14 protein-coding genes and 2 pseudogenes are annotated in these 12,800 nt (G+C 51.6%); 7 read left to right on the forward strand and 9 right to left on the reverse strand.

Going from position 1 to position 12,800, the window contains the following annotated elements; all coding sequences use genetic code 11:
- The 6 genes and pseudogenes from QNN88_RS14240 to QNN88_RS14265 form a co-directional block, all read left to right on the forward strand.
- Nucleotides 1–787: RHS repeat domain-containing protein (locus QNN88_RS14240; RefSeq protein WP_414240800.1), on the forward strand; the 787-nt coding region annotated here is incomplete at its 5' end.
- A 5-nt stretch (nucleotides 788–792) separates the two neighbouring features.
- Nucleotides 793–1,263: a hypothetical protein gene (locus tag QNN88_RS14245; RefSeq protein ID WP_414240801.1), complete on the forward strand. Its 471-nt coding sequence runs from the start codon at nucleotides 793–795 to the stop codon at nucleotides 1,261–1,263.
- A gap of 117 nt (nucleotides 1,264–1,380) precedes the next feature.
- Nucleotides 1,381–1,572, forward strand: a pseudogene (locus QNN88_RS14250) (RHS repeat-associated core domain-containing protein); the annotation flags it as partial.
- Between the two features lie 39 nt (nucleotides 1,573–1,611).
- A pseudogene (locus QNN88_RS14255) lies at nucleotides 1,612–1,776 on the forward strand (EndoU domain-containing protein); the annotation flags it as partial.
- Nucleotides 1,777–1,962: 186 nt separating this feature from the next.
- Nucleotides 1,963–2,448, forward strand: coding sequence for a M23 family metallopeptidase (locus tag QNN88_RS14260; protein ID WP_414241019.1), 486 nt, complete (start codon nucleotides 1,963–1,965; stop codon nucleotides 2,446–2,448).
- Nucleotides 2,449–2,468: 20 nt separating this feature from the next.
- The gene (locus QNN88_RS14265; protein ID WP_414240802.1) at nucleotides 2,469–2,933 is read left to right on the forward strand and encodes an adhesin; all 465 of its coding nucleotides are present in this window, start codon (nucleotides 2,469–2,471) and stop codon (nucleotides 2,931–2,933) included.
- Nucleotides 2,934–3,274: 341 nt separating this feature from the next.
- Here the strand turns inward: QNN88_RS14265 and gss are convergent, their stop codons facing one another.
- Nucleotides 3,275–5,134, reverse strand: coding sequence for a bifunctional glutathionylspermidine amidase/synthase (gene gss / locus QNN88_RS14270; protein WP_414240803.1), 1,860 nt, complete (start codon nucleotides 5,132–5,134; stop codon nucleotides 3,275–3,277).
- 195 nt (nucleotides 5,135–5,329) lie between these two features.
- Between gss and yghU the strand changes: the two genes are divergently transcribed.
- Nucleotides 5,330–6,196 (forward strand): glutathione-dependent disulfide-bond oxidoreductase, encoded by an 867-nt coding sequence (yghU, locus tag QNN88_RS14275; RefSeq protein WP_414240804.1) that lies wholly within the window; start codon nucleotides 5,330–5,332, stop codon nucleotides 6,194–6,196.
- Between the two features lie 40 nt (nucleotides 6,197–6,236).
- On the opposite strand, the gene hybG is transcribed toward yghU, so the two are convergent.
- From hybG to hybO, 8 genes are read right to left on the reverse strand one after another with little or no spacing between them, the layout of a single operon-like run.
- Nucleotides 6,237–6,485 carry a hydrogenase maturation factor HybG gene (gene hybG, locus QNN88_RS14280; protein WP_414240805.1) on the reverse strand — a complete coding sequence of 83 codons (249 nt, stop codon included), beginning with the start codon at nucleotides 6,483–6,485 and terminating at the stop codon, nucleotides 6,237–6,239.
- Between the two features lie 30 nt (nucleotides 6,486–6,515).
- A complete protein-coding gene (gene hypA / locus QNN88_RS14285; protein WP_414240806.1) occupies nucleotides 6,516–6,857 on the reverse strand; it encodes a hydrogenase maturation nickel metallochaperone HypA in 342 nt (113 codons plus the stop codon).
- Nucleotides 6,850–7,338: a hydrogenase-2 assembly chaperone gene (hybE, locus tag QNN88_RS14290; RefSeq protein ID WP_414240807.1), complete on the reverse strand. Its 489-nt coding sequence runs from the start codon at nucleotides 7,336–7,338 to the stop codon at nucleotides 6,850–6,852. Before hybE ends, hypA begins: the two co-directional genes overlap by 8 nt.
- On the reverse strand, nucleotides 7,331–7,825 hold the full coding sequence (locus QNN88_RS14295) for a HyaD/HybD family hydrogenase maturation endopeptidase (protein WP_414240808.1): 495 nt from the start codon (nucleotides 7,823–7,825) through the stop codon (nucleotides 7,331–7,333). Before QNN88_RS14295 ends, hybE begins: the two co-directional genes overlap by 8 nt.
- The gene (gene hybC, locus QNN88_RS14300; RefSeq protein ID WP_414240809.1) at nucleotides 7,825–9,528 is read right to left on the reverse strand and encodes a hydrogenase 2 large subunit; all 1,704 of its coding nucleotides are present in this window, start codon (nucleotides 9,526–9,528) and stop codon (nucleotides 7,825–7,827) included. Before hybC ends, QNN88_RS14295 begins: the two co-directional genes overlap by 1 nt.
- Nucleotides 9,525–10,703 (reverse strand): Ni/Fe-hydrogenase cytochrome b subunit, encoded by a 1,179-nt coding sequence (gene hybB / locus QNN88_RS14305; RefSeq protein WP_414240810.1) that lies wholly within the window; start codon nucleotides 10,701–10,703, stop codon nucleotides 9,525–9,527. The genes hybC and hybB overlap by 4 nt, the downstream gene beginning before the upstream one ends.
- Nucleotides 10,693–11,679, reverse strand: a complete 987-nt coding sequence (gene hybA, locus QNN88_RS14310) for a hydrogenase 2 operon protein HybA (RefSeq protein WP_414240811.1) — start codon at nucleotides 11,677–11,679, stop codon at nucleotides 10,693–10,695. The genes hybB and hybA overlap by 11 nt, the downstream gene beginning before the upstream one ends.
- A gap of 2 nt (nucleotides 11,680–11,681) precedes the next feature.
- Entirely contained in the window at nucleotides 11,682–12,800 is a 1,119-nt protein-coding gene (gene hybO / locus QNN88_RS14315) for a hydrogenase 2 small subunit (protein WP_414240812.1), read from the reverse strand.

Consider the following 12,800-nt stretch of genomic DNA (forward strand, 5'->3'; position numbering starts at 1 on the left):
TGGCGACCAGTTGACGGAAGAAATCCCGGTCAGTGCTGACGGTTCACCGGAACAAGAAAACGCTATCCGCTGGATATACGAACCGGGAAGTTTTACGCCGCTGGCGCGTTACGAAAAGGGGAAACTGCACTATGCAGTAACGGATACGGTGGGCCGCATTCAGGAACTCCTGGCCGAAGACGGCGAAATTGCCTGGCGCGGTAAGCAACAACTCTGGGGCCGTGAGGAAAGCGCTAACCACGATACTCTCTCATGCAGGCTGTGCTTTCCGGGGCAGTATGAGGATGCCGAATCAGGGCTATACTACAACCGTTTCCGGTACTATGATTGTGACGCGGGGCAGTATCTTTGCGCGGATCCGGTGGGGCTACGTGGTGGGTTAAATCTGTATTCATATGTACAGAATCCGCTGAAATGGATAGACCCGCTGGGTTTGGCTGGAGAACCAATAGGCAGTGAGAACAATCCATTTGGTTCTTCTCGCGCCGCTCGCCGTGAAGCTATGAGGCAAGCTGGTATCCCTACGAGTCAACAACCTGTAAGTCAATCCAAGAATGCGTCTGGATGGGAATATAGATATGATGTACCACAAAATGGAGGTGGAACGACTCAAGCGACCGTCCAGCAACAGACGATGGATGTAAGCCACCCGGAACAACCTCATTGGGAGGCTGGAAAAGTGAAAACAGACCCCATAACTGGTGAGCCACGAATGAATGATTATGGACGACCCAAAATAGAAAATCCAAAGGGGAAAGCCTATTATGAAAAATGTCCCGGAGCCTAAATGTCATGAATATTGAGAATGATGAGCAGTACCGTCGGGAATTAATATATCGCAAAGGGAATAGCAAAGCCATAATAAATAAATACAGAAAAAAAATATCCTCACTCGTCAATATAGATGAAAGCAAAATAAAAACATTATCTCTTCGGAGTACTGATAAAATTATAGACTCACAAAAAAAACAACGTAGAATGTGTGGTAAAGAAAAATGCCCTCCGGATAAAATAGGCCATTTATTAGAAATTGAGTGTTCTCTTCCTGGTGGATATTATGTGTTCATAGATAATGACTGGAAGTACTGTGGCTGTTTTTTTGTTAATTCTCTTTCCGTGTTGAACAAAGATTTTACATTTGGCAATGATATCGTTAATGGCATTTTTTTTATTTCAGAAGATTTATGTCATTTGATAGATCTTGATTATTATGAGGAGGGAAGTTTTTTTTACATTGAAAAAACCACATTTGAAATAATATAAAATCGGAATACTTGAACATTCTATTTTTATTGAGTGAGCAATTGTCTGGCGGGGTAAGCAACAACTGCTGGCCCGGGAAGAGAGCGCTGGCGATGAAACCCCCTCATACTGGCTACGTTTTCCGGGCAGTATGAGGATGCAGAATCAGGGCTGTACTACAACCGTTTCCGGTACTATGATTGTGAGGCAGGGCAGTATCTTTGTCCGGATCCGATAGGTCTGGGTGGAGGAATAAACCCTTACGGGTATGTTAATAATCCGCTAAAATATATAGACTCATTAGGGTTGTGTAAAGTAGATCTTACTGAACATAGAAAAGATCATATTTTGAATAGGCATCGGTATGGTGCTAACAAACCTGACAAAACAGAATTTCCGGCAAGCTGGAGTGATGATGATATACTCCATCATGTTTCGGATGTTGCAACTGATCCAAACTCAGTTTCTGGAGTTGGAAAATGGAATTCACCTTATGTGATCTTACCTAGCAATAGTGGACACGCGACTAAGTGAGTAAACTCTCAACCAGAGGAGACTCACATGACAAAGCCTGTATCGACGACCAAAAAGCCACGTAAGCAGCACACGCCTGAATTTCGTCACGAAGCCCTGAAACTGGGAATCCAGGACTCATCTGCTATCACTCCATTGGTTTCTTCTACAGATTCCAACCTTACGATTCCTGAGTCATCCAACGTTGTGATTGCAGGTTCAGATGAGAGTTTCTGCTTTCCCTTCACGAAACTCCCACTTAAGTCATGGACAAACGGAGGACGTCAATTTGGTGCACCACGCAGTGGAGGCACTCGTAAACATGCGGGTTGTGATTTGATATTCCCGCCAGGAACGCCTATTCATGCCGTTGCTGATGGTATTTTAGTCCGTGGTCCATATTATTTTTACTCTGGCACTTATGCTGTCGAAATAAGACATGGCAACCTGCTGCTTCGTTATGGTGAAATAGCTAGTGGCTCATACACTGGTGGAGCATCTGTAAAAAAGGGACAAGTTATTGCTAAGGTAGGAACACTGGGAAGTGGTTCATCCATGTTGCATCTGGAAGTCTATACCAATGGTTCATCAACAGCTAGCCTTTCAGGTGGAGGAGGTTTTAAAAGACGTGCTGATGTGACAGATCCGGCTCCATATCTTAATATGTGGAAAACCAATCTTCCCAGAACCTGATACTCAAGGAATTTTTCAATATGTTAAAAAGTATAGTATTTCTGGCCGCTTTGATGTCATCGAGCGTTCTTGTTTGCATTGCTGCAGAACGTAGTAGTTTGCATTCAGACGCTTTATTCATAGACAGTTTTAAAGTTAATGAGATTGCTGATTTAGGACACCCCGTTTGCACCCTAACCCAGAGTAATAATACTTCTGAAGAGTTGTTTGATTATGTAGAAGGTGATATTTGTCCTGTGGGTGGAGGAGCCTGTACATACTCAGCGAGTATAAAACTGAATGGCAAAATGTTAACATTAAAGCGGACACAATCAGATAAGACCACATCAACGTTCAAAAATAATGATATTTCAATTACTACGATACAGTCTTCATTACAAAAATCAAATATGGAAGAAGAAGGTAACAATGTCAAATTAAGCATCACTATCAGGGCAAGAAACAGTGAGAAGAAATTTGATCTGTCTGGATACTGTGGTATTTAGAAGAGGGAGTTAAGTATTCTCTTTCACATTAAACAGATTACGACGTCGTTACAATTCCACTACCCAGCTTAATAACTAAATATCGTCTATGATCAAATACCTTCTGGATAATAAAGAGAGTGAATTATAGTCTTGAAAAACAAAAGGTTAAGGAAAATGTTAATCAAGTGACTATTTTAATATGCCATTACAACCGCAAACAGACAATACTGGGAACCAGGTTAAGAAACATAAAAAATCCGTAATCCTTGGGAGATTACGGATTTTTACACAACGACTATATCGGTCAGCTACCCGGCATTAGAGACATGCTCCGGCTTTAACCGTATCCTGCTGAGAGCTCACCCCTTCAGCACAATCAGCGGTTCGATATCGCTCTCTTTTTTAATAACCAGCGATTCGTCGCCGCGCAGGCAGGTACCGCCGTAGTTGCCACCAACGGTAAAAGTGCACACCTGAATGTATTTACCGGCAACGTTTGGCAGGCACCATAATTGCTGATAGATGTTCTTCTGCGCAGCAAATTTCCCGCTGGTTTTGTCCAGCAGTTCTTCCTGATGGCTGACCAGATCGATATTGCTGCCACAGCGACCAGCAATTGGTTTCACCGCATAACCGGTCTGCGCCAGCTCATCATTGACGACAAAATCGGTATCCAGCAGATAGCGGTGGTGCGGGAAGAGTTGCCACAGGATCGGCAGGATCGCTTTGTTACCCGGGATTACCGTCCACAGCGGCTCAAAGACCAGCACTTCCGGGCGCAGCAGCACATCGATCAACCGTACGTCCTGATGGGTATGCCCGGTACGAATCGGCACGGCGGCATACTCGGTTTCGCTGACTTCACGCACCTGCTCAATCGCCGTTTCCCACGCCCAGGTTTTCCAGACGCAGTTCACCAACCGCCCGTCGCCATCAATCAACTGACCGGCATCGTCCCAGCGCAGTTCATCCAGCCCACGCAGGATCTTACTTTCAAACCCGGCCTGATGCAGCGCCTGCTGCATAAACTGTGCGTGGTAGTTCTCCTCAATATCCTTATCCTGCATGATGTGCACGAAAGGACGCGCGTGGCTGTGTTTCCAGGCCCCCGCCAGCTCATTGATCAGGCCTTCCGCCGGGTTATGTCCTTTTCCGGTATAGCCCTGCTCCGCCCAGCGTTCGAGGATCAGCCCCGCTTCGGTATGGCACGACGCGGAATCAGCGTTGTATTCGTACACCTTCAGCCCGCGCTCATCCATGCAGAAATCCATACGACCGGTGATCATATGGTGGCGTCGACGCTGCCAGGAGAGACGCAAACGCGGCCAGAGGATTTTAGGAATGTCGAACAGCGCCAGCAGGTTGTCGTCTTTCAGCACCTTGTCTGTAGCGTGCAGATACATCAGATGCAGCTCGTTGGTCGCTTTGATCAACTCCTGTTCGGCACTCTCGGTCATCGTGAAATACTGATACGGATCCTGATTGATCACGTGACCGTTCGCCATCACATAAGCTTTTTGCAGCGGATCCTGTTCATCCAGCCATTTACCGTCAAACTGGCCTTGTTCTTCCAGTCTTGCCGCGCCAATCTTCAGTGAATCATTGGCGATCTCCGGCTGCGGCAGGCTGTGCTCAGTATCGTCGGTCTGGATCATCCAGCCCAGAATAGTGGTGTCGTCAAAGGTGTCTTTCAGGGTATAGCGGCCATTTTCCACCACCATCTCCAGCTCACGCGTCCATTGCTGTCCGGGAGGAAGCGGCGTGTGAATGACGTTCTGCTCGGCGATGCGGATTTTGTTGTCCAGCAGTTGCGTGATAATCGCAACGTGGCCGGTGTCTTTAAATTCTCCGCCTTTCTGCCAGATGAGCAGCGCCCCGGCGACCGGTGCGCGAGGTGAACCGTTAGGAAACGCCTGCAGCGGCAGAATGTTGTCGTTCACCACTTCGCGCAGGAAACGCAGCGAGAAAATCTCCCACGCCATGCCGACATCGGTGAACACCGCACCATAATTCAGGAAGAGAAAACGGCGCGCGAATTCGACGCACTGCCATTTATGGCCCATATATTCGTTGTCGATGTAGCTGCGAAACGCGGCGTCATCGTCATAGTCCCGCGGGTCGAGGGAGCTGTAATCTGAAGAGTAGATCGCTACACCACCGGGGGCATAGCCCAATAATGTCCCGAACGGGGCATCCTGACTGGTCGTTCCTTTGCTCATGCACCTTACCTCAAAACTGTACAGCTGGGCAGCTTCTGCTTGCCTGCCCTACACCGCCGACCATCATACACCTCAACGCAGCGGGTGCGTGCGCAACAACAAAAAATAGGCAGGTGTAAATGTGCCGATCTGTTAAAGGTACGGATGGCGACCTGCTACACTGCTTCAACACAACCACTCAGAAGGCAGGTCAACATGTCAGATAACACTTATCAACCCGCGAAAGTCTGGACGTGGGAAAAATCCAATAGCGGTGCGTTTGCCAACATCAACCGTCCTGTCTCCGGTCCGACGCACGACAAAACGCTTCCGGTCGGTAAACATCCGCTTCAGCTTTATTCGCTGGGCACGCCGAACGGTCAGAAAGTCACCATCATGCTGGAAGAACTGCTGGCACAGGGAGTGAGCGGTGCGGAATATGATGCCTGGCTGATTCGCATTGGCGAAGGGGATCAGTTCTCCAGCGGCTTTGTGGAGGTAAACCCTAACTCGAAGATCCCGGCACTGCGCGATCATTCGCAGAATCCGCCGGTGCGCGTGTTTGAGTCGGGCTCGATCCTACTGTATCTGGCAGAAAAATATGGTTATTTCCTGCCACAGGATTTAGCAAAACGTACAGAGACATTGAACTGGCTGTTCTGGCTGCAGGGTGCAGCGCCGTTCCTCGGCGGCGGCTTCGGTCACTTCTATCACTACGCGCCGGTGAAGATTGAGTACGCGATCAACCGCTTTACGATGGAAGCCAAACGCCTGCTCGACGTGCTGGATAAACAGCTGGCGAATAACGCTTACGTGGTAGGCGATGAGTACACCATTGCCGATATGGCTATCTGGCCGTGGTTTGGCAACGTGGTGCTGGGCAATGTGTACGATGCGGCAGAATTTCTTGACGCGGGCAGTTACAAAAATGTGCAGCGTTGGGCAAAAGAGATAGCTGAACGTCCGGCAGTTAAACGCGGGCGGATTGTGAACCGGACCAACGGGCCATTGAATGAGCAGCTTCATGAACGTCATGATGCCAGCGATTTCGAGACCAATACCGAAGATAAGCGCCAGAATTAACGCAAAAAAATGCCGGACAGAACCTATCCGGCATTCATTCTCATGCGCTGGTGACGTCGTACTCCATACGGCGTAGCGCATCGAGCGTGGCTTTGGCTTCCGCTTCATCGATGATACTCATCGCAAACCCCACATGGACCAACACCCACTGCCCGACCAGTTCTGCGGGATGACCCTCACAGATCAGCGCAATATTCACATCACGCTTGATGCCGCACACTTCCACCTGGGCTAACTGGTGAATATCTTCGCCAACGGCCAAAACCTGGCCCGGTACGCCTATACACATATCTGACTCCGCCCCATGTCACATCATGGGTTATTCAACTTCAATACTTTTCACTTTCAGCGAATCGCCGGTATCAACACGCAGTCGGTCGCCATGACAACGCGGACATCGCGCATCGTGCTGCGTGATTTCAACTACCTGGCTGCAATCCCAACACCATGCCAGCGCCGGTTTGTAGTCGATGTGCAACTCACAACCCTGCGCGACCGTACCCTGGCAGACGATATCAAAACTAAAACGTACCGCACTCTCTTCGACACAGGAAAGCGCGCCAATCTCCAGCCACACGCCGGTGACGCGCTTTACACCGTGCTGCTCAGCCTGCTGTTGAATGATTTCAACCGCACTCTGGCAAAGAGACAGCTCATGCATGCTCGCCGCTCCGACGCCCGAAGAGCAGCGCACGCCGACTCGTCTGGGGCGCATCCGGATGACTGACCGGCAACGACAACAGCATGCGCGCGCAGTCATCAGCCAGACGTACGCCCTCTTCAGCCGACATACTGTGGTTGAGCGGCGACATCAGGGAACAGGAGAGATATTGCGATACGCCATCCAGTTCGCCCACCGTGAACGTCATCTCACCATATGGCAGACGCAGACCAAGTTTTTCACTGACTTTGCGCACCGGCCAGAGCTGATCTGGACCGGGGAAAATCAGCGCACTCAGCATCCACGGCGTAATCACGCATCCCGTCCACTGCCCTTCAAACAGCGTAAAGTCCGAAACATACACCGGCATGCTGGGATGCAGGAACGAGAGATCGTGCATTGAATGCTGCGCAATCGCTTCAAATGCAGCCTGAACCTGCGTCCTCGGGGCAGTCTGGAATCCGGAAATCTCCTCAGACATGAGCGGCCTCCCGTGGGAGAGCGTCAACACCTGACTCACGCAGCGCGGCCAGAACCTGCGCAAGCGCAGGTTCAATCATCGCTTCAACCGTTGGCGTTAAGCCAATGTTCGGCTCCAGCGATTCCGGAATAACGCCAACCAGCGTCAGCTTTTTAGGAAATTCGCCGGTGAAACGCAGGGCCGACAGTACGTCGGCCAGGCCTAACTGATGCGGGGAGATCTTGTTGGTAAACAACGCCGGCACTTCATCATCCCGCAGGACCATGATCGTACCCGGCGTGTTCTTTCTTGAGACAATGGCGTCCGCGATGATCAGATGATCCCGGTTCGCCATATCGCCAAGAAGTTCCATTCCCGCCGTGCCGCCATCGAGGATCTCAACGAAATCCGGCAATACGTATCGCTGCTCTAAGGCCTCAACGATACGCACTCCGATGGCTTCATCGGTCAACAAAATATTGCCGACCCCTAAGACTAAAATCCGCATTACAGAACCTTCACAGAGACAACTTCGTTCCCGTCGGCATCAACAACGTGCACCGCACATGCCATGCAAGGGTCGAAGGAGTGAATCGTACGCACCACTTCCAGCGGTTTTTCCGGATCGGCGATCGGCGTACCGACCAGAGACTGTTCGTACGGCCCAACGTCATCATTGAAGTTACGCGGGCCAGAGTTCCAGGTTGACGGCACGACCGCCTGATAGTTACTGATGATACCGTCTTTAATCACCATCCAGTGAGAAAGCATCCCGCGCGGTGCCTCAAGGAAGCCCACACCTTTAAATTCGCCTGTCGCCGGAATATTCGGTTTCACAAACGTGGTGTGATCGCCCTTGCCAATATTCGCGATCAGCGCGCTGTACTGATTCTGCAGGATACCCTGCAGCTCACAGCAGTGAACGGTACGACCAATAATACGCCCCAGCGTGGAATGCAGTTGTGCGACTTCGATGGTTTTACCGGTCAGCTTCTGATAAATCGCAACGATTTCGTTCAGCTTCGCCTTCGTGGACTCGCGCCCGGATGCCAGTTTAACCAGCATATTCGCCAGCGGCCCCACTTCTACCGTTTTGCCGTAGAAGGTTGGTGATTTCACCCACGAATATTTTCCGTCGTCAGACCATCCGTCGTACTCAGGGATCGTGGTGCCTTCCCACGGAGCCTGCGGTGCTTCGTCTTTATACCAGGCGTGTTTCGCACTCTCCTGAATCCCTTTGATCAGGTACTCGTCAGAGTGAGAGGTGATCGGACGATAGCTCGCCAGATCGGCATTCTCGATATAACCGCCAGGGAACAGGAAGCTACCGTTTTTACCGTCAGTCGGGAATTCCGGCGCGGCCAGATAGTTAACAGCCCCCTTACCGCGCTCCAGCCATTCTGGATAGAATGCGGCGATAACTGCAGTATCGACCTTGTACACCTGTTCAACAAAGTCGCCCAGCTTGTCGATGAAAGACTTGATGTACATCAGACGTTCCAGGTTCAGAACGCCCAGGCCGTCGAGGTTGATCGGGTTAGCAACGCCACCCACCGCCAGGTTCTGAATGTGCGGCGTTTTACCGCCCAGCAGCGCCACCACGCGGTTGGCATCACGCTGGCATTCCAGCGCCTGCAGATAGTGAGCTACCGCAATCAGGTTCACTTCCGGCGGCAGTTTCATCGCCGGGTGTCCCCAGTAACCGTTAGCGAAAATCCCCAACTGGCCGCTGGCAACCAGGTCTTTGATCTTGTTCTGAACCTTCGTGAACTCTTCCGCGCTGTTCAGGTGCCAGGTCGACACGCCCTTCAGCATTGCAGAAGCTTTCGCCGGATCGGCATTCAGTGCAGACGTGATGTCCACCCAGTCAAGCGCCGAAAGCTGATAGAAGTGAACGATATGGTCATGAGTGGTATGCGCTGAAAGAATGATGTTACGGATGTATTGTGCGTTAACCGGAACGTCAATGTTCAGCGCGCTTTCTGCCGCACGAACCGAGGAGATCGCGTGCGTGGTCGTACAAACGCCGCAAATACGTTGCACAATCATCCACGCATCACGCGGATCGCGATTTTTCACGATCTCTTCCATGCCGCGCCACATGGTACCGGAGGCCCATGCTTTTGATACAACGCCGTTTTCGATTTCGCAATCGATACGTAAGTGCCCCTCAATACGGGTTACAGGATCAATAGTAATTCTCTGGCTCATGCTTTGCTCGCCTCATGACGATTGTGATCGTTTTGTTTTAAAGGAGGAAGTATCGGCAGTAGACGAATGAGTACGATGTAAGCGCAAATCTCAATAGCCACAAAACCAATAGAAATCAACAGCTCTTCCCAGGTTGGGAAGTAGTGGTAACCGCCGCCTGGATTAAATGCCACCAGGGAATAGGACAGACGCCATGTCGCGCAACCGAGCAGCGCGCTGAGCGCAGACAGGTACAACATGCGTGAATCATTACGCCATTTAGCAACGCGCAGGACGACCAGCGGGAAGAGCATCAGTACGACTTCAAGCCAGAACATGGCCGAGTAGAAATCGCCGGCAAAGGCATACGACAGCTTGTCCCGGTAAATCAGCTCACCGAAGCGCAGGACGACAAAAATCGCCAGCATCATGCTGATCGTATTCGTCAGCTTAATAAACAGGCTCTTCTCATCCGGACCATTGCCTTTCAGACCGGCCTGAACCAGCGAACCTTCAAAAATGACGATCGAGAAGCCCATGATGAACGCGGTTAATACCGAGAATAACGGCAGCATTTCATAGCTTTGCCACAACGGATGCACTTTGTAACCCGCCGAGATCATCAGCGATCCCATTGAAGACTGGTGCATCGTCGGCAGCAGAGCGCCCAGGGCGATAATGAAGAACATCAGCTTGTTCAGGCGTTTTAACGACACCTTCCAGCCCAGTCGTTCAAACAGCGCAGGAGCAAACTCCAGCGCCATCACCCCGATATAGATGGTCATACAGACCGCCGTTTCGAACAACACCGAGTTCACGTTAAAGTGGCCCGGAATGTAGAAGTACGGCAGGTTCCAGTAGCGACCCACATCAATGGTGATCGACAAGCCACCCAGTGAATAACCAAACAGGCTCGCCAGCAGCGCCGGACGCACCAGCGGATGGTATTGTCCCCGGTTGAAGACATACACCGCCCACGCCAGCGCCCAACCGCCACAGGCAAAGCCGGTGCCGATCAACAGGTCAAAGGCAATCCAGACGCCCCACGGGAAGCCGCCGTTCAGATCGGAGACAGACCCCAATCCAAATACCAGACGCTTCACGATCAGGAGCATACAGAGGATGATTAACGGCCCGAAGATGATGACCGGTTTGCTGATAATTTTGCCGCCCAGCGGTTTAGGATCATGACTCATGATCGTCTCCTCCGTCGTGATGGTCGTTTTTGGTATTACGACGAACCAGCACGGTCAAGCCCGCCAGCACGGCCAGTGGTAGCATCATGCCTTTATACAGGGTGTGTTGAACATGTTCGGAACGTGCGCCGGTTGAAATCTCATCCAGCTTCGGCAGATCCAGATTCTCGTAAGGCACTCCGGTCAGTACCAACACCTGAGTTCCGCCGCCCTCTTTCTCACCGTAAAGATGCGGATAGTACTTCGGTACGGTATGCACGTAGGTATCGCCCGTTTTCAGGGTTTGGCGTGGATAGTGGTATTCGCTGCCAGGCTTCAGCGCCAGACGTTTTTGCGCCTCAGCCATCAGCTCTTCGCGAGTGCCATAAATCACCGCGCCCGCAGGGCAAACCTCGACACAGCCCGGCAAGCCGCCTTTATCAAGACGCTCAACGCCCTTCTGGTTACACAGTTCACATTTGTGAAGCGCGCCAAACGGGTTGTTATAGTCATATTTCGGCACATTGTATGGACAGGCAACCATGCAGTAACGGCAGCCGGTACAGACGTCTTTGTCGTAATGAACAATGCCGGTTTTGGGATCTTTTTTCAGCGCGGAAACCGGGCAGACGGAAACGCAGTTGGGATCGACGCAGTGCATACACTGTTTCTTGATGTATGCATAGCCGTTCTCTTCCTGATCTTTATTCACGCCTGTGCCGCTACGCCACACCTGGATGATGTTATTGGTGTACGGCGACAGCTTGTCGTTGTTCGACCAGGTCTGCTCCCCTTCCGGGTTACGCGCCGGGAAGTTGATATCCTGACACTTGGTCACACAGGCCTGACAGCCCACGCACAGCGTCGAGTCATACAACATACCCAGAGAACCGGGGATGGGCGGGCGATTTTCTGCAGCCGCGTGGCTGATAGACGGCGCAGCGCCTAACAGCAACGCCCCGCCGGAGGCTGCTTTGATAAAGTTACGTCTGTTCACGGTTATTCTCCCCGTGAGTCAGCGTTATCTTTCTTTTGCTGACGCCCCAGTTCACGAACCGCCATCACGCTGACGCCGGCAACCAGACCAACGACGCCGCCGAGTAACCCAATGGCACCCGCAGACACGTTGCCGCCTTCTTTCATGTTCACATCAGGTTTTTCGGAGCGGGGTGTCTGGTTTTCCACATGAGCAAGTTGGTGAATGCCCTTATGGAAACCAACGCCTTCTTCGTTGCAGCCGTAGCATGGGTGACCAATCGCGACCGGCCATACGCCACCAACGTCGCAGAATTGTAGTGTGGAACAGTTACCCCAGGTTTCTGGACCTTTACAACCAAGGTGGTAGAGGCACCAGCCTTCACGGTGGCCTTCATCGCCGAACTCTTTGGCGAAGCGCCCGGCATCGAAGTGCGGACGACGTTCGCAATGTTCGTGAATAAGGCGGCCATAGGCGAAGGTTGGACGGTTTTTCGCATCCAGCTTCGGCGGCTTACCGTAAGTAATGATATGGGCAACCGTCGCCAGGAAATTATGCGGGTTCGGCGGACAGCCCGGAATGTTGATGATGGTTTTACCCGGCAGAACTTCCTGCAGGCCAACCGCACCGGTTGGGTTCACGCCAGCAGCGGCGACGCCGCCCCACGCAGCGCAGGAACCGATAGCGATAATCGCTGCCGCGCCTTCTGCCGCTTTGCGGATATGATCCACAATGGGCTCACCGGCAACCATGCAGTAAATACCGTTATCTTTTAGCGGGATGGAACCATCAACGACCAACACATACTGCCCTTTGTACTTCTCGAGCGCATTGTGTTTGTTCTCTTCAACCTGGTGGCCGAAGGCGGCGGAAAGCACCTCATGATATTCCAGAGAGATGGTCTCCAGGACAAGGTTTTCTACCGTGGGGTGGGTCGCGCGTAGCAGGGATTCGGTACAGCCCGTGCATTCCTGAGCACCAATCCAGACAACCGGCGGGCGCTGCGGACGGGATACCGACTCAGCCATTTCGGCGGCGGCTTTGCTGCTGAGCCCCATTGTGGCGGCGAGTGCTGCACAAAGCTTCATGAAATCACGGCGGTTGACGCCATGGGAATTGATGAGAGTGTTATCTCCAGTCAT

Source organism: Citrobacter sp. ANG330 (assembly GCF_047467925.1).
GTDB classification, from domain to species: Bacteria; Pseudomonadota; Gammaproteobacteria; order Enterobacterales; family Enterobacteriaceae; genus Citrobacter_A; species Citrobacter_A amalonaticus_G.

Coding starts and splice junctions, on each gene's coding strand:
- hybC (WP_414240809.1), bottom strand. CDS start 9,528: ATGAGCCAGAGAATTACTATTGATCCTGTAACCCGTATTGAGGGGCAC.
- gss (WP_414240803.1), bottom strand. CDS start 5,134: ATGAGCAAAGGAACGACCAGTCAGGATGCCCCGTTCGGGACATTATTG.
- QNN88_RS14245 (WP_414240801.1), top strand. CDS start 793: ATGAATATTGAGAATGATGAGCAGTACCGTCGGGAATTAATATATCGC.
- hybB (WP_414240810.1), bottom strand. CDS start 10,703: ATGAGTCATGATCCTAAACCGCTGGGCGGCAAAATTATCAGCAAACCG.
- hybG (WP_414240805.1), bottom strand. CDS start 6,485: ATGTGTATAGGCGTACCGGGCCAGGTTTTGGCCGTTGGCGAAGATATT.
- yghU (WP_414240804.1), top strand. CDS start 5,330: ATGTCAGATAACACTTATCAACCCGCGAAAGTCTGGACGTGGGAAAAA.
- hybO (WP_414240812.1), bottom strand. CDS start 12,800: ATGACTGGAGATAACACTCTCATCAATTCCCATGGCGTCAACCGCCGT.
- QNN88_RS14295 (WP_414240808.1), bottom strand. CDS start 7,825: ATGCGGATTTTAGTCTTAGGGGTCGGCAATATTTTGTTGACCGATGAA.
- hybE (WP_414240807.1), bottom strand. CDS start 7,338: ATGTCTGAGGAGATTTCCGGATTCCAGACTGCCCCGAGGACGCAGGTT.
- QNN88_RS14265 (WP_414240802.1), top strand. CDS start 2,469: ATGTTAAAAAGTATAGTATTTCTGGCCGCTTTGATGTCATCGAGCGTT.
- hypA (WP_414240806.1), bottom strand. CDS start 6,857: ATGCATGAGCTGTCTCTTTGCCAGAGTGCGGTTGAAATCATTCAACAG.